Origin of the sequence: Luteibacter sp. SG786, from assembly GCF_011759605.1 — a bacterium.
Classification (GTDB): Bacteria; Pseudomonadota; Gammaproteobacteria; order Xanthomonadales; family Rhodanobacteraceae; genus Luteibacter.
Genome location: NZ_JAAOYX010000001.1, coordinates 445,923 through 467,899, shown reverse-complemented (window position 1 = coordinate 467,899; position 21,977 = coordinate 445,923). Strand labels below are relative to the sequence as shown.

Here is a 21,977-nt window from a genome sequence, read left to right as displayed (position 1 = left end):
GCTGAAGCGGCTCCCACAGGGGTCCGGCAATGTGTATGGCCCACGAAGAAGGGCGGTGGATCGCTCCACCGCCCTTCTTCGTTTTCCTTGCTACGTGAGGCTTACCAGCCGATGCCGAGTTCGAGATGTTCCGGCTGCGTCTCGATCAAGGTCGAGCTCTGGTCGGATACATCGTCGTACGCGAAACCGTATGCCTTGCCGTTCACGCCGTGCAGGTGCCAGAAGCGCGAATAGTAGTTCGCCGGCGACTGCGTGTAGAACGAACCGGGATCCTTCCACAGCGAGGTGTCTTCCATCACGTGGCGATTGAACGCCGCGCAGATCTGGGCTTCAAGCTGCCCCTCCACACCCCACGGGTCGTTCGACCGGGCCAGCGTGCCCTTGCCTTCGAGCACGTCCTGCGTGCTGGGCTTGCCTACCTTGAACAGCATGCCCTGCGGCTCGTCCGGTTCGTGCGTATCGGCCCAGTTGGTATGGGTGAAGGTCAGCACGCCATCGATCACGGTGCCTTCGAACTGCTTGTTGCCGATCGTCATCTCCAGCACGTGGTTTTCATAGTAAGCCCACGACTGGTCGATGTAATCGTCGAAGTAGTGCTCCTGCGGCTTGCCGGTATCGAACGCGGCCTTGCCCGGCGCCAGGATGCGAATCGGATCGGCCTCGGTGAGCTGGAACTCGGCCGGAACCTCCTGGTTGTACTGGGCGAAGATCTGCGCACGCGTCTGCGTGATGCCGGACGACTCGTGCCTGGTCTTGTCGCCGCCATACACATCGAGCGACAGCGGGATCGAGAACTGGTCGACCTGCGTCGTGTTGATGAAGATGGCGTTGTCGTTCCAGGTGAACTCGTACCAGTCGTAGTGCACATCGATGTTCGGATCGGTCGCGTTCAGCGGATTGGGACCCGCGAAACCGATCGAGCCGTCGGCGGCCTTCAGTATCTTGATGTACATCGGCTCGCCGACCGAGACGAAGATCCGGCCCGAATCCATCTTCGGCAGCTTGAGCAGCTTCGCCTGCGCCAGCGTGAAGAAGTAGTTCGGATAGTTCTGGCCATTCTTGCTCAGGTGGCCAGGGCCGTCGTTGTCCGCTTCCGAGGCGGCTGTCAGCGTGCCGTCCGGCTTCACCCACGAGAACACCTGTGTCGCCGGGTCGCGACCGATGACGGCAACGAAGATCTGGTCGTCGCGCCACTTGCCGTTGGTGGTGTTGCGCAGCTGCGTGCCGATGAAACCCGGATACGTGACGTAGTTGAAGCCCTGCGACGGATCGTTGGCCTGCGGGTTTTCCGGCGGCGGCGTGCCGTCGTCCGTACCGGCAGCGTACACGCCCATTTCCCATAGCGAATAGCCATAGGGGGTGGAGCGCTTGAGGCCCGCCATCCGCACGTACTGCGCCGAGATCGCCGGGAACGAGACGGTTTCCACGCCGCCCTGCCCGTTCTCGTTGTCGTACGCGACGTTCCAGGACTTGCCGTCGATGGACACGTCGATCCGATAGGCGAGCGCGTGTGCGTTCTCCCAGGACAGCACCACCTTGCCGATGGTCTGCACGGAGCCCAGATCCACCTGGATCCACTGATCGTCCGTGAAGCCCGAGGACCAACGCGTACCGGCGTCGCCGTCGTTCACGTTCTCCGGCTTGAAGGCCACCGGATTCTCGCTGTCCGACGCGAGCACGGTGCGATGCAGGGCCAGGTTGCCCGTGGCGGGCACGGTCTGGTCCGGCTGCTGCGGCTGGGTTTCCTGTGGCTGATCGGTCACCGGCTGCTGCGGCTGCGTTCCGGCCGCCGCGTACACCTCGAACTCGAACATCGAGTTGCCGTAACCGGTGCTGCGCTTCGTGCTGTTCATGCGCACGTACTGTGCGGTCTGAACCGGGAAGCTCTGCGCGTCCACGCCACCCTTGCCGGCGATCGGACCCTTTACCGTGTTCCAGTGCGTGCCATCGTCCGAGACGTCGATCGTGTACTCGGCGGAATAGGCATTCTCCCAGCGCATGATCACGTGGTCGAACGTCTTCGGCGAACCGAAATTGACCACGAGATCGGCAGGGTCGACGCCCGGCTTCGAACTCCAGCGGGTGTCGAAGTTGCCGTCGATCGCCGCGGATGCGCTCAGATCGCCTCGCTCCGGATCCACGGACGACGACGCGATGGCACCGATGGCGATGTTCACGCCGCCGTTGCCGTCACCCGGCGTGCCCGGGCTGGGCGGGTTCCCACTGCCATTGTCGCCACCGTTGTCGCCATTACCGGGCTGCTGCACCGGCACCGTGCCGAACACGGGATCGAAACCGTCCGTGGAGTTGTCGACCGCCAGCATGAAATCGTTGCTGGTCGTCGAAAGCCCCTGGGCGCTCACCACCTTCACACGGAGACGCGTGCCGTTGTCCGCCGCCACCAGGGCCGGCGTGGCATAGGCGCCATCCGCCGTGCTGGAGAGGAACGACTCGACGTCGGCGTTATCGGCGTTCTTGCCGACGGTATACCAGTCGTAGCTGAGCGGACCCACGCCCGTCGCCGTCACGGCGAAGTGCGCGGAACGTCCCACGCCGGCCTTCTGGCTGGTGGGCTGGGCCGTGATCGCCGGCGCGATCGCCTTGGTGCCGAGCACGCACAGTACGTGGCCCGGGTTGTTCTCAGCCACTTCGCGGCTCTTCACGCCAAGCGAATTCACCTGGAACGCGAACTGCGGATCGCTCGGATCCTGGCCTTCGGTCCATGTCGTCCATGCGCCCGGGAATGCCGCGGTCGAATAGTTCTGGCCGCTGATGGCCAGGGCTTCGTCCACGGTGGGCAGGCGCATGCCGTCCTTCGCGCACTCGCGAATCGCCACCGACTGGGTGAACTGCGCGCCCTGGTCGGTGAAACCGCGCTGGGTGCGATCCCATTGCAGGCCACTCAGTGTGTCGGTCACCCGGTTGGAACCGCTGGAGGTCGTGTAACGATCGGTCGCCGAGCAGCATCCGGCCGAGTCGTACACCTCGAACTCGTACAGCGAATAGCCGTAATCGGTCGCGCGCTTCACGCCTTGCATGCGCACGTAGCGGCCCTTCACCGGATGATCGAAGGTAAAGTCTTCGGTACCGCCGTTGCTGGTTTCCGCGTGGTACGCGTCCTGGAACCCGGAATCCGGGCTGTCCGAGTACTGGATCTTGTACTCGGCGGCATGGGCATTCTCCCACTTGAGCACGACGCGGTTGAAGACGCGCGACGAACCGAGATCGACCGTGATGAACGCATTGTCGTCGCCGATCTTGGAACCCCAGCGCGTGGTCTCGTCGCCGTCCACGGCCTGCCAGGCGGCGGTGCCCTGCGGGTTCTCCACCTCGCTGGCGAGCGTGCCCTTTTGACGGGCCAGGTTCGCACCCGGCGGAGCGAGCGTCAGTTTCGCGGAGGCGGTGACGCCCAGCGCATCGCCGGTGATGTTCGTCACCGTGACGCTGTAGGTTCCCACATCCGCCTGCTGTACCGAGGAGATGGTGAAGGTGGGCTGGTCGTCGCCCACCGGCTGCCCGTTGTGCGACCACTTGTAATGGAACGGCGAGGTACCCGCCACCAGCGTCGACACATCGAACGTCGCGGGCTGGCCCGGATTCGCGCGGACGTCGCCCATGGCACCGGTGAAGACCGGCGGACGCGCCGCGTTCACGGTGAGCAGCACCTCGCTGGAGAGCTGCTGGCTGCCCGAGTTGCTGATGAACACCGAGTACTTCTTGCCGCTATCGGCCTGGGTCAGCACCGGCGTGTCGTAGACAGGGCCGGTGGCATTGGGGATGGCCACGCCATCCTTCATCCACTTGTACTGCACCTTCGGCGAACCGGATGCGACGACCGCGAAGTGCGCCGTCTGCCCTTCGTCGACGTTCTGCGCCTGCGGCTGGGTGGAAATCGCCACCGGCTTGAACGCGAACACGTGCAGCACCGCGGGTGCCGACTCCTGGTCGGGCCCCTGGCCGTGCACCACCACGCTGAACTTCGCGCCGTCGTCGGCAAGGCTCGTGGCGGGCGTGGTGTAGCTCGCACCGGTGGCGCCCGGAATCTCCACGCCATTCTTCTTCCAGGTGAAGCTGAGTGGCTGCGCGCCGGACGCCGTCACGGAGAAGTGGCCCGCGTCGCCGGCCGTGACGCTGTCGTCGACGGGATTGGCGATGACCGAGGGCGGGCCGGAAGGCGTGGGCGCCTGCGGGACGGCCGAGATCGTGAACGAGGTATGTCCCGTGAGCAATCCCGGAGCCGACGCGCTCACGGTGACCGTGCCGGTCTCGAACTTCGTGCGCAGCGCAATCTTCTGCAGGCCACCCTCGAATTGGAGCTCGTGCGAACCGGGCGAGTGGTAATAGTGGTGCGGTTCCGCAATGCCGCCGTTCGGATCCGGCGTTTCGCCATCGCTGTAATCGACGTACTGCTGTGTACCGCCGTTGAAGCTGACCAGCGAAGCACCGCTGTCGACTTCGAAGTCGACCTTCTGGGCGGCGTCCGGTACGACCACGCCGTTGGCGTCAACGACCCTGGCGACGATGAAGGCGGCATCGGAGCCGTTCGCCGTAATCTGGAAGCGGGTACCGTCAGGCTTCACGATCGGATCGGCCGTGTTCACCACTTCGAGCTCGATGTGGTGCGCGGCGCCGGCCGTCGTCAGCGTGTCTTCGACATTCGCGCCATTGGCGTCGGTGCGCACGTTGCCGAGGTTGTCGATGCACTGGGCCACGGCCTGGCCCGCCTGCCACGTGACGTTCCAGTGCACCTGGCCGGGAAGCTTCGTGGTCTTCTGCGCCTTGTCGGCGCCCACGATCTTGCCGGTGAGGTGGTCCGTGTCGCCGTTTTCGAGGTTGTACGAAGCCTCGTCGATCGTGTCCCACGTGTTCGGCACCTGGTCGGTGCCCTGCTGCACGCCGTTGACGAGCAGCCGAACCTTCGGGCAGTTGCTGAAGGCATTCACCTGGATGTCGCCCGAGCGATTCCAGGTGTGCGCCAGCTTCACCACCGGGCGGAGGTCATATGGCACCCACACCGATTCGTAGATGTAATAGAGCATGCGCGGGAAACGGTTCGCGTCGGTCATCGACGCGTTGTTGCCGCGCGCATTGTGGCGGAAGCCCTTGATCGGCGTGCCGTCGGCCCGCGTGGCGATGCTCCCGTCCGGATTGCGCTGGTAGACCCAGTGCGTGGCGTCTTCCAGGCCTTCCACCAGCTCGATGGTCTCGCCCGGCGTATCGGCGAAGTACCACTGCGCCATGCCGAACGTGCCGACCTTGCGCGCCTGCGAGTACGGCACGAGGTAATTGAGCGCAAAGGCCAGTTCGTAGTCGTACGAATGGCGCAGCGTGCCCGGGCCCCAGTACTCCGCGCCCCAGGCGGGCTTGTTCGGGTACTCGGTGGAGTGCAGGTAGGTCTCGCAACCGGCCTTCGAGCAGCTCAGGATGTCGCCGTTGGCGGCATTGGGCGTGCGGTCGGCTGCCGCGCGGGGAGCAATGTCGTCCCAGCTGCGTGCCATGGCGCGCAGTTCCTGCGCGAAGGCGGTGTTCATCGCGCCGTTGTCGTGTTCCCACGCCAGGATGGACGGATGGCTGCGATCCCGGATCACGATGTCGCGATGGACCTCGCGCTTGATCGTCCACATGTCCTTGCATGCCTGGTCGCCGGTCGTGCAGGCATTCGCGAAGCCGTTCTCGCCGTCACCGCTGGGCTGCACGATGAACACGCCGAGTGCGTCGGCCGCCTCGACGAATTCGGGGCTGGACGGCGAATGGCCCGGGCGCCACAGGTTGCCGCCGGCCGCCGCCATCTGCTTGAGGTCGCGCCACTGCTGTTCCTCGGGCACGGACGAGCCGAGGCCGGGATAGTCGTAACGGCCCGAACCGCCCCACATGTACTGCTTCTTGCCGTTGATGTACGGGAAGTCCTTGTCCCAGGTGATCGTGCGGATACCCAGCGTGCTCTGCTTGGCGTCTACCACCGTGCCGTCGATGCTGACGGTGTGCAGCACCCTGTAGAGGTACGGCTTGCCGTCCAGGCTGTTGTTCGGATACCAGAGCGTGGGATGGTTGACCGTCAGCGTCTCGTCGAACACGGGCGTCTGGTCGGAGGGAATCACGTGCGGCGCGAGCGTTCCCTGCCGCTGGTCGCTGGCGACGAGGTTGCCGTCGGCGTCCACGATCTGCGTGGTCAGCGTCACCGTCTGCGGCGCGTCCGTCTCGTTGACCACATTGGTCTGCACACGGACGGTGGCCTGCGTGTGGTCGGCGCTGATCGCCTGTGTACCCACGTAGGTGCCCCAGGTGTTCTGACCGGCGTAGACGTTCTCCGGGATGTGCACGAGGTTCGTTACGTGCAGCTTTACCGGACGGAAGATGCCGGCTTCCGCCTGGCCGAAGCGGAAGGAACCGGAGAAACCGGGATCTTCGAAGAATCCGCCGCCGCTGCGGCTCACCTTCACCGCCAGCACGTCCGTGCCGTCGAATTTCAGGTAAGGCGTGAGGTCCACGATATGCGGCAGGAAGCCGATGACGTGCGTGGCCTGCGCGTTGGGCTGGCCGGGCTGGTTGAGCACGCCCGTGCCGGGAATGAAGCGGCCGTTGACGTACACGCGGTCGCCCGTGTGCGCACCTTCGAACTCCACCATCACCTTCTTGCCGCGATACGACGCGGAATCGGCAAGCTTCGTGCGATACCAGCTGATTTCGCCGTCCAGGCTGCCCTGGCCGCCGCCGGATTCCTGGTTGATGAAGGTAGTGAAGTCATTCGCCGCGTGTGGCAACCCGACGGTCAGCCACTTGCTGTCGTCGAAATTGACGGCGGCGCCGTCGTCTCCGTTCGGCACCGACGCATAGACCACCGGGTCGTTCGGATTGACGATGGCCTGCTTCGTGTATTTCCACGGCTGCGCGCCGAGGTTGATGTCCTGGCGGTCCGAAGGCGCGAGCGTCACGGCCTGCGCCGTGGCGGTCACGCCGAGGAACGCGAGGGCCAGCAGGCTGGATAGCCTGCGCAACCCTGGCGCGTTCCGCCGTGTTGCGGAATGTCGCTTCATTGAATCCGGTCCCCCTGTTTGGGCCACGTTGGGAGACGACGATGTCGCAACGCGCACGAACGCACGGCCGGCGCACATGGCGCCGGCTCTAGGACGTTTCGCGATGAGTGGACGCTCCGCCCAGGTGCCGGTCTGTGCGAGCCCCTGCAGGCTTACCGGGTTCAGCCGTCCATACGCCGTCGCGGTGGATCATCCACTTGCGGGATGACACTCACAATACTAAATAGAGGGATACGCCCGAAAATGACGATGCACTTTCGCGTTCCGTGATGTGCTTCCGTTTTGTTGTGCCACGGCGGCGCGTGGATAGGTTTGGTCAAGACGCGCAAGCGAGCGGGTTTCGAGGACTCACAGAAGGGGGCTCCGTGTGCGCAGCACGTCACGCGTCAAGAATTTCGCCTCTGCTCACTTGATCGCAATCGTTCGGCCTGCTGCATCTGGGTGTGGGTTCGCTTCGTAGGGTGGGCTCGCCTGTTCGGCCTCGCGCTCGGCGCCTGTGCCGTGGCTTGAGAGCCAGTACCCGTTCCCCTCGCCGCGAAGGCTTACGTCGTTCCTTGCGAAAGGAGAGCCGCTACGCGGCTCGTGTCTTATGGCTTCGCCGCGGCGGACCCGGGCGTGCGGGCGGGGGTCTTCGACTCGGCATCCCTGCCTCGGCGAAGACGGCCGGCCGTCCAGGCCGGCCCCCTTCGGGCCTTCTCCGCCCGCACGCCCTCGACTCCAGACATCGCGGCGAGGGGAACGGGTACTGGCAGCGGACGGTGCGGGGTGTTGGTGGGAGAGCCGGAGCAGGAGCCGATGGTTGCTCCCGCATCTTGTCGACCAAGGCGCTGGGTGCCTGCTTTCGCAGGCACGACGATAGGTGGGGACGCTGCGATGCCGTCGCATCGCGCTCTGGTGGGAACCGCTTCGCTTTGTGTGGGAGCCGCTTCAGCGGCGATGGGTGCTCGCGAGAGTGCCCGCTGCCGCGGGATCGCCGGCATAGCCGGCTCCCACACAGAGCATTGGGCAATTGTATTTCTTGGGAACCGAGGCCAGGTTTCCTCGCCGCCATGGCGGCTCCTACAGCAACCCCGCGAATCCCGATACCTCACCCTTCCCAACCGTCGTGCCTGCCCAACCGTCGTGCCTGCGAAGGCAGGCACCCAGCGACTCAAACGTGGAAGGTCGCCACAGACCAACACAACAACGCAAGCCACACACCAAACACCACACCCCGCCGCACCGTCCGATGCCGGCTTCCAGAAAACGGCACAGGCGCCGATGCGAGGCCGAACAGGCGAGCCCACCCTACGAAGCGAATGCGCAACACCAATGCGGCGGCGAAGCCGCTCAGAGCATGAACCCGCGTAAGCGGGTTATCCTTTTTACCTACGCGGCGCTCGCGGAGATTACGCGGCGGTACCGCCCACCGTCATGCCGTCGACGCGCAGCGTGGGCTGGCCCACGCCCACCGGCACGCTCTGCCCGTCCTTGCCGCAGACGCCCACGCCTTCGTCGAGAGCGAGGTCGTTGCCGATCATGGACACGCGCGTGAGCACGTCGGGGCCGGAGCCCACGAGCGTGGCGCCCTTCACGGGGCGGGTGATCTTGCCGTCCTCGATGAGATAGGCCTCGCTTGCCGAGAACACGAATTTGCCGTTCGTGATGTCGACCTGGCCGCCGCCGAAGTTTACGGCGTAAAGGCCACGCTTCACCGAGCGCAGGATCTCTTCGGGCTCGCGATCGCCCGCCAGCATGTAAGTGTTCGTCATGCGCGGCATCGGCAACTGCGCAAACGACTCGCGGCGGCCGTTGCCGGTGGACTTCACGCCCATGAGGCGCGCGTTGAGCTTGTCCTGCATGTAGCCCTTGAGGATGCCGTTCTCGATCAGTGTGGTGCACTCCGTCGGCGTGCCTTCGTCGTCGATGCTCAAGGAGCCGCGGCGGCCCGGCAGGGTGCCGTCGTCGACAACCGTGACGCCCTCGGCAGCCACGCGTTGGCCGATGCGACCCGCGAACGCCGAGCTGCCCTTGCGGTTGAAGTCGCCTTCGAGACCGTGGCCAATCGCCTCGTGCAGGAGGATGCCCGGCCAGCCCGGGCCTAGCACCACACTCATGCTGCCGGCGGGCGCATCCACCGCGTCCAGGTTCACCAGCGCCTGGCGCACGGCTTCCGCCGCGAACGCGTGCGCGCGGCCGTTTTCGATGAGTTCGCGATAGCCGTAACGGCCACCGCCGCCGGCATGGCCCTGTTCGCGGCGGCCGTTCTGCTCGGCGATCACCTGCACGTTCAGGCGCACGAGCGGGCGCACGTCGGCAGCGAGCGTGCCGTCGGAACCGGCGACGAGGATCGTGTCCATGGTCGCGGCAAGGCTCACCACCACCTGCGTCACGCGCGGATCGCGCGAACGGGCATAGGCGTCCACCTCGCGCAGCAGCGCGATCTTGTCCTCGTTCGGCAGACTCTCCACGGGATCGATGGCCGGGTACAGCCCGCGCCCCGTCGCCAGCGACAGCGGCTTGCCGGCACCCGCGCCGCCCTGCGCGATGGCGCGCGCGGCACGCGAGGCCTCAAGCAATTGCGGCAGCACGATTTCGTCGGAATAGGAGAAACCTGTTTTCTCTCCGGAAATGGCCCGCACGCCGACGCCCTGTTCGATCGAGTGGCTTCCGTCCTTCACGATGCCCTCCTCCAGTACCCAGGATTCGCTGCGCGAATGCTGGAAGTAGAGGTCGGCCGCGTCGATCGAGGGTCCCATCAGTTGGGAAAACACGCGATCCAGGTCGGAGGCACTGAGGCCGCCAGGCGTAAGGAGGCGACGTTCGGCGAGGGAAATCAAGGAATCCATGAGTCTGCCGGTTGGGGGGACGGTGTGGCCCCTGATTTGGGGCCGGGACACGCTAGCTTAAACCCTTCATAGGGGAACGCCCCTTTCACTTGGCGGGGGGCACGGCCGAACCGGTCGACGGCTGCCCCTTGTCGATCGGGGTGAATACCGGTTTGTCCCAGCTGCCCGTCACGTGGTACCGCTTGCGGGCGGCCTGGTTCAGGCCCTTGCCGAGAATGCCCTGCACCGCCAGGCCCGCGGCGGCGCCGACCGGCCCTCCCGCAAGGGCCCCTACCACGGGAAGGCTGTTCCCCACGTGCGGCACGATCAACACTTCCTGGTCGTAATCGCGCGCCTTCAGGCCCGCCCTTCCCGTGATGGTGATCTCTGCCGCGGGCGCGCGAATCTTGAGGTTCTGCGTGGTGGCGTTGCCATCGGCGAAGCGGAAATCGCCCGTGATCGAATCGAAGCCGAAGCCCTTGCCCAGCACGTCGCCGAAATCCAAGGCCAGGCGGCGTGGCAGTTCGGTAACGGACACCAGGCCGAACAGGCGGCCAACGCCGGGCTGCACCTCGAGGATGCGGCCATTGGCCAGATCCACGGAGAGCGTGCCGTCCATGTTGGCGAGCGCCAATGCCGACGGGCCGCCGGGCCACGTGGCGTCGAGCCGTGCGGAGGTACGGCCGCCCTGCAGGATGCCCGCGAAGCCCAGGGCGTCGAACATGCGGGCCACGTCCTCCGACGCGAAATCCATCGCCAGGTGGGTGCGGCTGTGCTTCTCGTCGCCGTTCCAGTCGCCGGACCCTGTGATCTGCACGTTCTTCGACTGCGCGCGCAATTGGTCGATGTGCATGCCCTCGTCGGTGGGCCAGGTTTCGAGACGGGCCTCGCCCAGGCGCGCCTTGCCCAGGCGCATGTCGGTCACCTGCAGATGCATCGGAGGCAGGCTGGAAGGCGCCACGCCGGCTTCGTTCGTATCGATCGGCTTCTTCGCGGCGGCCGCGGCCTCTTTCGCCTCTTCGGCCTTCGCGACTGTCGCCGCGGTAGTGGCCGCCGCACCGGCCGCTGCCTTGCCCTTCTTCGCGGCAGCGGAGGCATCGTCCGCCGCGGGCCACCACAACCGGTCCATGCGTGCGGTGATGCCGCGCCGGCGGAGTTCGTCGTTCGGTACCGTCATCTGGCCGGCCATGGCCTCGCTGTCCATGCGCAGCGACAGTTCGCGCGGGCCGGGCTTCGCGACGATATGCATGTTGGCGAAGTGCTGGCCGAACACCTCGGTGTCGTCGGCCGTCACGTCCAGCGCCGAGAGACCGGGTCCGGCCTCCCCGGTAGAAAGACCGACCACGTACTGCACCCAACCCGACGCATCCAGCTTCGCCGCGTGGCCGCCGATCAAGTAACCCTGCGCAGGCAGCGTCGTCGGCACGGCAGTGCCCAGGTTGAAAGCGGCTGCGATCGGCGTGGTGTTCGTCGGCAGGCGCAACCTGCCTCGCACCACGTCGCCCAGGGCGAGGTCGAGCCTCGCGCCGTCCACGGGCAAACCGACGCTCACGGAAAGCGGCGTCGCCACGTTCGCGGGCTTTTTCACCGGGGTAGGCATGGTCAGTTCGACGCCGGTGAGGTCGGATTCCACCCGAAGCGTCTGCGCCGTGGCATCGCCCTCGCCCGTCTTGCGCAGGTCGAAACCGATGCGGAAATTGCCGCGCCCCTTCGCCACATCGGACAACCATTTCAGGTTTTCGAAATCGCCGACCATCTCGCCCACGGTGAACGCACCGCCGAGCGAGGCGTCAAGGATCTTCGCCGGGTCGCCGGTGGCGCCGGCGATCGCCAGGTCGAGCTGCGCCGGCTGGCCGTGGAACGAGGTTCGCAGCCCTTTCGCGCTGAAACCGGTGCCGTCGAACGTCATGGGGCCGGTGATCTTGTCCAGGCGAAGTTTCCACTCGTCCGCAACGAGGTCGGCGTCCTTGATGGTGGCCTTGCCCTGCAGGGTGAAGTCCTTGGCGCTCTTCAGCGGCATGAGCAGGTTGAAGCCGAACTCGCCGGTACCGCCGAGCTTCATCTTGTCGAGGGTCTCGCGGCTGCGGCTGGCGACGGGGCTGTTCTTGATGAAGTCGAGATAGCTGCTGCCCGTACCGGCGCCGCTCACCTTCAGGTCGAGAATGCCGTCGCCGAAATCGGGAATGGCGGCAGAAGCGGCACTCACCGCGTTGCCGAGGGAATGGCCGGCGGACGCTTCCACGTACATACCGTTGCCGATGAAGTTCGCTACCGCCGAGATACCTTCGGCGCGGGGCCAGCCCGTGCCGTAGTTGAGCACCGTGTCTTCGATGACGGCGCGGGCCTCGAAGCGGCCTTCCTGATTCTTGAAGGGAAACTCGCGCAGGTTGCCACGCAGCACCGCGGCGCCACCGGCGATGCGACCGGCTACGAGGCCGTTGTTGAGCCAGTTCTGCGCGCCTTCGGACATCGAGTGAATCGGCCAGAACAGCTTCGCCGCGGGAACCTCGCCTTCGCCCAGCGCCACGTACATGTCCATGAAGGGGCCGGTGTCCGCGCTGGGCAGCAGCAGCTCCCCGCGGGCCTGGCCGCCATAGCCCTCACCGCGGAAATCCAGAGGATCCACGCCCACGTGCCAGCCGTCGTCGTCGCGATACGCGGCGATCTCGCCGCCCAGCGAGGACATCTGGAAGGGCTTGCGGAATATGCCGGTCGCGTCGATCGTGGTCGCCTGCGCCGGAAGGCTGAGCGCAAGTGCTTCGCCGTCGCCGAACAGTTCGCCGCTCAACGCGGACACGCCGGGCAGGCTGCCACTGGCATCGATGCCGAGACCGGAGAACGACGCGTGCGCGAATGACATGCCGGATTCGGAGTTCCACTCCACCCGTGCCTGATCGAAACGGCCACGCGGACGCCCCTCGCCAAACCAGCGCGCCAGCGCCGGCGTCACCTGGGGAAATATGCCGGCCCAGGGAAGCAAGGGCGCAAGCTCGAGCTTTCTTCCAACAAGGATGCCGTCGGTACGGCCGGCGTTCTCCCGGAGCACCAGCGCGAGGTCGCTGCCGTCGCTTCCCGCCCAGTCGATCCGCTGGCCGCCTTCGGTGCGGTGCAGGTCGACGATGCCGTGCAGGCCGGCGGTACGCACCGTACGCGCCGGACCGCGCACGGCGAGGTTGTCGAGATCGACACGCCAGGTGGCGCGCACGACGCGCGCATCGCGCCAGTCCAGCCAGGTCTCGAAGCTGCCCTTGCCACCTGCGAGGGCGTAGCCGTTGACGGCGAAGTCGCTGGTCAGGCCGGCGAAATCGACGTCGGCACCCTTCACGTAGATGCGCCCGCTGGAACCGTCCTCGGCGAACGTGCCGGATGCGGTGAGCAAGCCTGCCGTGTGTTCGCGCCGCAACGTGCCGCCGAAGCGGATGGCTTGGCCGCGCAGGCTGATCTGCAGGCGGTCGGCGACGAGTCCGTAGTTGCGGTTCGTGGTTTCGTCGGCGATGTCGAGGCGCAGGTTGGACAGCCACAGGTCGGCCGAGAGATTCCCCAGCGACACCTTCTGCGTGCCGCCGCCGGCGCCGAGGCCGTCGATGCTCCAGCGTCCGTCGGCGGCGCGGCGCAGGCCGAGGCGCAGGTCCTGGAGGCGCAGGTTGATCAGGTGTCGCGACGGAAGCACGAAGGCGCCGAAATCGAGTTTCACCGCGGCCTGGGGCAAACGGAGCGGTTCGCCACCGCCTTCCGGCGCGACGGTCACGTCGCGCATCACGAAGAGCGGGCCCGACGGCCGCCAGAAACCTTCCAGGGACGCGAAGCGCACGGGCCGGTGCAACTGCTCGCTGAGCATGGCCGCCACGCGCTCCGGATAACGCGCCGCCAGGGGAAGCAACAATTGGCCGAGCGCCATCAGGATCGCCAGCGCGATCAGTACGCTTCCGACCAACCCCAGCAAGACGAACCGCAGGCGTCGTGCGCGATGGCGCCAGATCGCACTCACAGGCAGGGCTTCTTACAGCAGGACGACATCGAACTGTTCCTGCGAATAATGTTCTTCCGCCTGGAAGCGGATGCTCTTGGCGATGAATTCCTCGAGTTCGGCGACGGCTGCCGATTCTTCCTCCAGGATGCGGCCGACCACCTTCGGGCTGGCCATCACCAACAGCTTCTGCGCGTTGAACTGACGCACCGCGCGGGTGATCTCGCGGAATATCTCGTAGATGACGGTTTCGGCCGTCTTCAGCGTACCCCTGCCGCTGCACGCGGGGCACGGTTCGCAGAGCTGTCGCTCCAGGCTTTCCGTGGTGCGCTTGCGCGTCATTTCAACGAGGCCGAGCGCCGACATGGGATAGACGGTGGTCTTCGCGTGGTCTTTTGCCAGGCCTTTCTCCAGCATGCGCAGCACCTGTCGTTTGTGCTCGTCGTCGGTCATGTCGATGAAATCGATGATGACGATGCCGCCGAGGTTGCGCAGGCGAAGCTGGCGCGCCGCCGATTGCGCGGCTTCGAGGTTCGTGCGGTATACGGTTTCCTCGAGGTTGCGGCTGCCGAGGTAGCCACCGGTGTTCACATCGATGGTGGTCATCGCCTCGGTCTGATCGACGATGAGGTAGCCGCCCGACTTCAGCGGCACTTCCTTCCGCAACGCGCGCTGGATCTCGTCTTCCACGCCGTAGAGGTCGAAGATCGGCCGCTCTCCGGCGTAATGCTCGATGCGGTCGGAGAGCACCGGCATGAACTTGTGCACGAACTTCACGGTTTTCTCGTAGGTTTCGCGCGAATCCACGCGCACCTTCTCGATGCCGTCGTTGAGCGAATCGCGCAATGAACGCAGCGGGAGCGACAGTTCCTCGTAGACGCGTTCGCCCACCTTCGCCTTCTGGATGTTCTCCTGGACCACGCGCCATACCTTGCCGAGGTAGGTCACGTCGAAGGCCAGGGATTCCTCGGACTGGCCTTCCGCGTTCGTGCGCACGATGTAGCCGAGATGGTTCTCGCCGATCAGCGGAAGGATGATGTCCTTCAGGCGTTGCCGCTCGGCTTCGTCTTCGATGCGAACCGACACGCCCAACGTGCGCGAATGTGGCAGCAGGACGAGGTAGCGCGAAGGGATCGACAGGTGCGTGGACAGGCGGGCTCCCTTGCTGCCGATGGGATCCTTCACCACCTGCACCACGATTTCCTGGCCCTCGTGCACCAGCTCGGAGATGGGCGGCACCGGGCCATGCCCGTTGCCCTTGCCCTCGGCCGGCGCATCGGTGGGCGGCAGCGGCGGACGCACGATATCGGACGCATGCAGGAACGCGGCCCGCTCCAGACCGATCTCGACGAAGACGGCCTGCATGCCCGGCATGACACGCTGCACACGCCCCTTGTAGACGTTGCCCACGTAGCCGCGCTTCTGGGCGCGCTCCACGTGCACTTCCTGGAGCATGCCGTTTTCGACGATGGCCACACGCGTCTCACGCGGCGTGACATTGATCAGGATTTCCTCACTCACCGCGCTGCCTTTTCCTTCGGTCGTCATGCTTTATAGCCCGCCCTGCGAGGGCCTGTCACTGACCGCGCAGCAGGCGGGAGGTTTCGTGGAGCGGCAGGCCCATGACACCTGAATAACTGCCGGAGAGATGTTCGATGAAGGCGGCGGCGCGGCCCTGGATGGCATAGGCACCCGCCTTGCCCATGCATTCGCCCGTGCCCACGTAGGCGGCGATGTCCGCGTCCGAGAGCGGGGCGAAGCGCACGGTGGAAACGGACAGCGCGCGGCGTTCGCCGCCTGCCTGCACCAGCCACACGGCCGAAATCACCCGATGCTCGCGCCCCGCGAGCCGGCGCAGCATGGCGGAGGCGTCGGCCGCATCACGCGGCTTGCCGAACACCTCGTCGCCGAGCACCACCTCGGTGTCGGCGCCCAGCACCCGGGCGTCCGGTTCCCCCGTCACCAGCGCGAACCCGGCGCGCGCCTTGTCCAGCGCTACGCGCGCCACATAGTCGTCGGGCGATTCGCCTGTCCCGCGCAATTCCTCAACGTCCACGTGGAGCGTGCGATGCGGCTCGCCCAACTGGTCGAGAAGGTCGCGGCGGCGCGGCGATTGCGAGGCCAGGTACAGCACGGCGGTTCCTTGGGGTCTTCGTCAGGCGCGATGGTAGGGATGTCCGGCTACGAGGGTCGTGGCGCGGTAGAGCTGCTCCGCGAGCACCAGCCGCACCAGCATGTGCGGCAACGTCAGCGGGCCCAGGGACCAGCGCTGGTCGGCGCGGGCCAGTACGTCAGGCGCATGGCCGTCCGGGCCGCCGATAAGGAAGGCGAGGTCGCGTCCGCCCATGCGCCATTGCTGAAGCTGCTGGCCCAGGTCTTCGCTGCTCCAGGGCTTTCCGCGCCCGTCCAGCGCCACGACGTGGATATCGCGCGGCAAGGCGGCGAGGATGGCGGCGCCTTCGTCCAGGATCGCCCGGGCGTCGTCGCGGCCCTTGCCACGCGCGCCGGGTTTGATCTCGACCAGTTCGAGGGGAAGTTCGTGCGACAGCCGCTTGCGGTACTCGGCGAAGCCCTCGGCCACCCAGCTCGGCATGCGTTCGCCGACGGCGATGAGGCGAGCCCGCACGGCGGGCTCAGTCGTTCGCGGCTTCGACGCCGTCGTCGCCCACGGTCCACAGGCGTTCCAGGCCGTAGAACTCGCGGATGCGCGGCATCATCACGTGCACGATGATGTCGCCCAGGTCGACCAGCACCCATTCGGCTTCGGTCTGGCCTTCGACGCCGAGTGGCATCACGCCCGCTTCCTTGGCGAACTTGATGACTTCGTCGGCGATGGACTTCACGTGACGGGCGGAAGTGCCCGACGCGATGAACAGGATGTCTGCGATGGAGGTTTTGCCGCGGACATCGATTTCTCGAACGTCCTTGGCCTTGAGGTCTTCGAGGGCGGCGACCACGCGCTGGCGGAGGTGCTCGTTGCTGGCGGCGGATTTGGCCTTGCGGGATGCGGTCGAACTCAAGATGCGGGAACCTCGTACGGCGGGATGCCGGGGTTGGGCGCAGTATAACGCCCGAGCGTTCCGGCCGCGTCAAATGCCCCGGCAGGTAATGTGGACGAACAGGGTATGCCCGCTCGTCGCAAGCTACGACGGCTGGCCGAGGGCCCGGTAGGGCGCCAGCAGCGCCTCGTCCTCGAAACATGCCGTCGGCAGCAGGAAGCGTGGCTCGCCGCCCGCCGCGAAGGATTCCCGGATCGCCGTGGCAGCGATATCCAGCGGAGTGATGGCGATGGGCACCACCGCGCCGGCCGGGCCGTGCACCCGCTCCGCGCCGCGCCCAGCAACGAAGTCCGCCAGCGGGCCCGTCGGCTCGTGGCTGCCGCCGCCGGGCCGGGTCAGCACGCCCACGTGCGCGAACGTGAAGAGGTCCTGCCACAGATGCCAGGAGGCCAGGCCGGCGAAGGCATCGGCCCCAACCAGCAGCACCAGGGGCCGGTCGGGGCCGATGTCGGCGCGCAGCGACGCCAACGTGTCCACGGTATAGGACGGCCCGTCGCGGTCCAGTTCGCGGGTGTCGAGGGTCAAACGGTCCTGGCCGGCCAGTGCCGCGCGCAGCAGGGCCACGCGCCCGGCCGCATCGGCCACGGGGGGCGGTCGGTGCGGCGGCGTTCGCGCCGGCACGAGGCGCACCTCGGCGTCCAAGGCCTCGGCCGCCTCCCAGGCGGCGCGCAGGTGCCCGTGATGAACGGGATCGAAGGTGCCGCCGAGGATCGCGAGCGGTCGCATGGCGGTCATGCGAAGGCGGCCGCGGCCCGGGGCTCGGCGATCGCCGCGACGAGGCGCTCCGCCTCCAGCCACGGATCGCCCTGCTCGCGCCCCTTGGCCATGCGGTCGATACGCGCGGCGCGGGCCAGGCAGGCCATCCAGTGTTCGCGCGGGGCGCGGCGCAGGGCTTTGCGGAAAAGCTGCTCCCGGGCCGGCCACAACCGTTCGGCCTTGGCCTGGGCGCCGAAATCCCGCGCGTTCGCGAGGCGCATGGCGAGCTGCAACTGGTTCACCAGCCAGCCCATGAGCGCGATGAGCTCATCGCCCTCCGCACGAAGGCCGGCAAGAATGCGGAGCGCGCGGCCGCCCTCCCCCGCGAACGCGGCATCGGTGAGCTTGAAGGCATCGAAGCGGGCGCTGTCGGCGACCAGGCTTTCCAGTGTGGCGGCATCGAGCGGGCGGTCGCCGGCGAGCACGACGAGCTTGTCGACCTCCTGAGCCGCGGCGAGCAGGTTGCCCTCCACCCGCTCGGCGAGCATGGCGACCGCATCGGGTGTGGCCTTCAGCCCGCGCGACGCGAGGCGCGCTCCGATCCACTGTGTCCATTCGTGCGGCCGCGGCGCATTGAACACCACTTGCACGCCATGCTGGTCGACGGTCTTCGTCCAGGCAGCCTCATGCTTGCTGCTCCACTCGGTGGCGGTGATCAGCAGCGTGGTGTCCGGTGGCGGGTCGCTCGCGAAGGCCGTGATCGCCGCGCCGCCGTCCTTTCCTGCGCGGCCGCCGGCCAGGCGCAGGTCGAGCAGGCGCTGCGTGGCGAACAGCGACAGGCCCGCCGAGGCGCGCGCGAGGTCGTCCCAGTCGAACCGGCTGTCCGCTTCGAGCACGTCGCGCTCGCTGTAGCCCAGCCGCCGCGCCATCGCACGGACGGCGTCCGCGGCCTCGAGCACCAGCAACTCCTCGCCCGCCAGCAGGTACACCGGCGCCATGCGGTCGCCCGCGAGGTGCTTCTGCCACTGCATGGCATTCAAGGGCACGAGCGTGGCCTGCTCAGCGGGAAGGCGCCGGCGCCTGCGGGGGTGCCGCCACGGCGGGGTGGTCCGCGACCGCCTGCAGGCGGAACAGGATCGCCTGGACCATGTCGCCGATGAGGCTGCGCTGCAGTTCCTCGGTCTGGCTGGCGGTGCCGATGGTATTGGTCGCGTCGTAGCTGAACTCGCGTGACATATCGACGCCCTGCGAAGGAACGATGACCGTACCGTCGGCTGCCTTGACGTTGAAGTCGACGTGGTAGCGCACCGCGTATTCGGTGACGCGTGCCGTGCCGCTCACGGTGAGCGAATCGGTACGGAAGTTATTCGAGGTGATCGTCAGCTCCGCCGCATCCGGTGCCGGTTCGTCGACGACGGTAGCGTCGGAGTTCTCCAGCGCGCGCCGTAGATCGCGGTCGAGCTTGCCGCCACCGGACACCGTGAGGTGAATCTTCTTCATGCCCGGCGGCAACGAGGCGGTCTGCCGGAGGTGGAAGCCGCAGCCGGCGAGCAGGGCCGCAGCCGACAGGAGCGCGGCGATGCTGAACGAACGGAGGAGGTTCGGGCTCATGGTTATCCTGCGACGATGTTGACGATCTTGCCGGGCACGACGATCACCTTGCGCACGGTCTGGCCTTCGAGCAGACGGGCCACGTTCGGCTCGGCCCGCGCCATGGCTTCCGCCTCGTCCTTCGAGGCCGATGCCGGCACCTCGATGGTAGCGCGAAGCTTGCCGTTCACCTGCACCGCGTAGGTCAGGGAGTCGCGAACCAGGGCCGCCGGGTCCACCTGGGGCCAGCCGGCGTCCTCGACCAGGGTTTCCCCATGGCCCAGCACCTGCCACAGCGCGTGCGCCACGTGCGGAGTGAAGGGGTTGATGAGCTGCACCATGGCGGTGAACGCTTCCTGGCGCAGCGCAGCGCCCTCGGCGCTGGCGTCGTCGAACTTGCCCAGCGCGTTCAGCAGCTCCATGAGGGCCGCGATCGCCGTGTTGAAGGACTGGCGGCGGCCAATGTCGTCGCCGACCTTCTGTATCGTCTCGTGCAACTGGCGGCGCAGCGCCTTACGGGCGCGTTCGTCACCGGGGACACCGGCCGCGGCGACGGATTCGGCATGTGCGGACACATCGCGCCACAACCGGCGAAGGAAGCGCGCCATGCCTTCCACGCCCGCTTCGTTCCATTCCAGGGACTGGTCCGGCGGGGCGGCGAACATCGAGAACAGGCGCACGGTATCGGCGCCGTACTTCTCGACCATCGACTGGGGGTCCACGCCGTTGTTCTTCGACTTGGACATCTTTTCCACGCCGCCGATTTCCACGGGCTTGCCGTCCGCGCGCAGCACGGCGCCCACGATGCGCGCGCGCTCGTCGCGCTGCACGTCCACGTCGGCGGGGTTGAACCAGGTGGCAGACCCGTCGGCTTCCTTCCGGAAGTAGGTTTCGGCGATCACCATGCCCTGGCACAACAGGTTCGTGGCCGGCTCGTCGCCGTGCACCATGCCCTCGTCACGCATGAGCTTGTGGTAGAAGCGGAAATACAGCAGGTGCAGGATCGCGTGCTCGATGCCGCCGATGTACTGGTCGACCGGCGCCCAGTAGTTCGCGCGCTCGTCCACCATCGCGTTCGCACCCGGGCTCGTGTAGCGCGCGTAGTACCAACTGGACTCCATGAAGGTGTCGAAGGTGTCGGTTTCGCGTTCCGCCGGGCCACCGCAGTTCGGGCAGGTGGTCTTGCGCCATTCCGGGTCCGCCTTGATCGGCGACTGCACGCCGGAGAACTCGACGTCCTCGGGCAACACCACGGGCAGTTGGTCTTCCGGCACCGGCACCACGTCGCACGTGGGGCAGTAGATCGCCGGAATCGGGCAGCCCCAATAGCGCTGACGGCTCACGCCCCAGTCGCGAATGCGCCAGTTCACCCTGCGTTCGCCGCGGCCGAGCGCTGCCAGTTTCGCCGCGATGGCCTCGAACGCTTCCTTGAATTCCAGCCCGTCGAACTCGCCCGAATGGATGAGCGTGCCGTACTCCGTATAGGCCTCGATCGTCTGGATGCGGTTCTCGAACGCCTTCACGGTTTCCACCGCGGCGGACGACTGGTACGCGTCGGAAGCGCCACCATCGAGGGCGTTCTGGACGGTATCGGTACCCTGCGCGGCCAGGTCGCGCTTCAGTTCGGCCACGGCGTCGACGACGCCGCGGTCGACGACCACCATCCTGATCGGCAGCGAATACTTCTGCGCGAATTCCCAGTCACGCTGGTCGTGGGCCGGCACGGCCATCACGGCGCCCGTGCCGTAGCCCATGAGCACGAAGTTCGCGACCCAGATGGGCAGCTTCTGGCCCGTGATCGGGTGGGTGGCGTCCACGCCCGTGTAATAGCCACGCTTTTCCTGCGTCTCCAGTTCGGCTTCGGACACGCCGCCGGCCTTGCAGCTTTCGATGAACTCGGCAAGGCCCTGGTTGCCTTCGGCGGCACGCGCGGCGATCGGATGCTCGGCGGCCACGGCCAGATAGGACGCACCCATCAAGGTGTCGGGACGCGTCGTGAATACGGTGAGCGGTTCGCTCCAACCGTCCACGTCGAAGGAAATCTCCAGGCCCTCGGAACGGCCAAGCCAGTTGCGCTGCATGGTCTTCACCGCATCCGGCCAGCCGGACAGCGTGTCCAGGCCGTCGAGCAGTTCCTGCGCGTACGCGGTGATCTTGAGGAACCACTGCGGGATCTCGCGCTTTTCCACCAGCGCGCCCGAGCGCCAGCCGCGCCCGTCGATCACCTGTTCGTTCGCCAGCACGGTCTGGTCGACCGGGTCCCAGTTCACGACGCTGTTCTTGCGGTACACCAGGCCCTTCTTCATCAACCGCGTGAACATCAGCTGTTCCCAGCGGTAGTACTCGGGCTTGCAGGTGGTGACCTCGCGGGTCCAGTCGTACGCGAAGCCCATGCGCTTCAACTGCTCGCGCATGTGTTCGATGTTCTTGTACGTCCACTTGGCGGGCGCCGTGCGGTTCTTGATCGCGGCGTTCTCGGCAGGCAGGCCGAAGGCGTCCCAACCCATGGGCTGCAGGACGTTGCGGCCCTGCTGGCGCTGGAAGCGGCTGATCACGTCGCCGATGGTGTAGTTCCGCACATGGCCCATGTGCAGGGCACCCGAGGGATACGGAAGCATCGAGAGGCAGTAGTACTTCGGCTTGCCTGCGTCTTCGCTCACTTCGAAGGCGCGCGTTTCATTCCAGAAGCGCTGGGCGGCGGCCTCGACGACGTCCGGGGCGTAACCGCCCTGCTCGCGCGTGCCCTGATCGTGGGTGTCCTGCATGGTGTTCGGTACCGGTGGGGATGCTCGGGTGGCCGCGCGGAAAACGCGGCGGTCAGTCG

11 protein-coding genes are annotated in these 21,977 nt (G+C 66.7%); all 11 read right to left on the bottom strand.

Annotated features, from left to right (window positions below; all coding sequences use genetic code 11):
* Window positions 1–101: 101 nt before the first annotated feature.
* The 11 genes from FHS47_RS01980 to leuS all read right to left on the bottom strand — a co-directional run bounded on the left by FHS47_RS01980 (window position 102) and on the right by leuS (window position 21,918).
* Window positions 102–7,034: a beta-1,3-glucanase family protein gene (locus FHS47_RS01980; RefSeq protein ID WP_167022237.1), complete on the bottom strand. Its 6,933-nt coding sequence runs from the start codon at window positions 7,032–7,034 to the stop codon at window positions 102–104.
* Window positions 7,035–8,422: 1,388 nt separating this feature from the next.
* Window positions 8,423–9,862 carry a metalloprotease TldD gene (gene tldD / locus FHS47_RS01975; RefSeq protein ID WP_167022236.1) on the bottom strand — a complete coding sequence of 480 codons (1,440 nt, stop codon included), beginning with the start codon at window positions 9,860–9,862 and terminating at the stop codon, window positions 8,423–8,425.
* A gap of 85 nt (window positions 9,863–9,947) precedes the next feature.
* Window positions 9,948–13,829: a YhdP family protein gene (locus FHS47_RS01970; RefSeq protein WP_167022235.1), complete on the bottom strand. Its 3,882-nt coding sequence runs from the start codon at window positions 13,827–13,829 to the stop codon at window positions 9,948–9,950.
* Between the two features lie 12 nt (window positions 13,830–13,841).
* A complete protein-coding gene (rng, locus tag FHS47_RS01965) occupies window positions 13,842–15,329 on the bottom strand; it encodes a ribonuclease G (RefSeq protein WP_167027531.1) in 1,488 nt (495 codons plus the stop codon).
* Between the two features lie 55 nt (window positions 15,330–15,384).
* Window positions 15,385–15,942 carry a Maf family protein gene (locus tag FHS47_RS01960; protein ID WP_167022234.1) on the bottom strand — a complete coding sequence of 186 codons (558 nt, stop codon included), beginning with the start codon at window positions 15,940–15,942 and terminating at the stop codon, window positions 15,385–15,387.
* Between the two features lie 21 nt (window positions 15,943–15,963).
* Window positions 15,964–16,434, bottom strand: coding sequence for a 23S rRNA (pseudouridine(1915)-N(3))-methyltransferase RlmH (gene rlmH, locus FHS47_RS01955; protein WP_167022233.1), 471 nt, complete (start codon window positions 16,432–16,434; stop codon window positions 15,964–15,966).
* Window positions 16,435–16,441: 7 nt separating this feature from the next.
* Window positions 16,442–16,828 (bottom strand): ribosome silencing factor, encoded by a 387-nt coding sequence (gene rsfS, locus FHS47_RS01950; protein WP_167022232.1) that lies wholly within the window; start codon window positions 16,826–16,828, stop codon window positions 16,442–16,444.
* 123 nt (window positions 16,829–16,951) lie between these two features.
* On the bottom strand, window positions 16,952–17,593 hold the full coding sequence (gene nadD, locus FHS47_RS01945) for a nicotinate-nucleotide adenylyltransferase (RefSeq protein WP_167027528.1): 642 nt from the start codon (window positions 17,591–17,593) through the stop codon (window positions 16,952–16,954).
* 5 nt (window positions 17,594–17,598) lie between these two features.
* Window positions 17,599–18,594 carry a DNA polymerase III subunit delta gene (gene holA / locus FHS47_RS01940; RefSeq protein WP_208381734.1) on the bottom strand — a complete coding sequence of 332 codons (996 nt, stop codon included), beginning with the start codon at window positions 18,592–18,594 and terminating at the stop codon, window positions 17,599–17,601.
* Window positions 18,595–18,622: 28 nt separating this feature from the next.
* A complete protein-coding gene (lptE, locus tag FHS47_RS01935) occupies window positions 18,623–19,174 on the bottom strand; it encodes an LPS assembly lipoprotein LptE (RefSeq protein ID WP_167022228.1) in 552 nt (183 codons plus the stop codon).
* 2 nt (window positions 19,175–19,176) lie between these two features.
* Window positions 19,177–21,918 carry a leucine--tRNA ligase gene (gene leuS / locus FHS47_RS01930; protein WP_167022226.1) on the bottom strand — a complete coding sequence of 914 codons (2,742 nt, stop codon included), beginning with the start codon at window positions 21,916–21,918 and terminating at the stop codon, window positions 19,177–19,179.
* Window positions 21,919–21,977 lie beyond the last annotated feature (59 nt).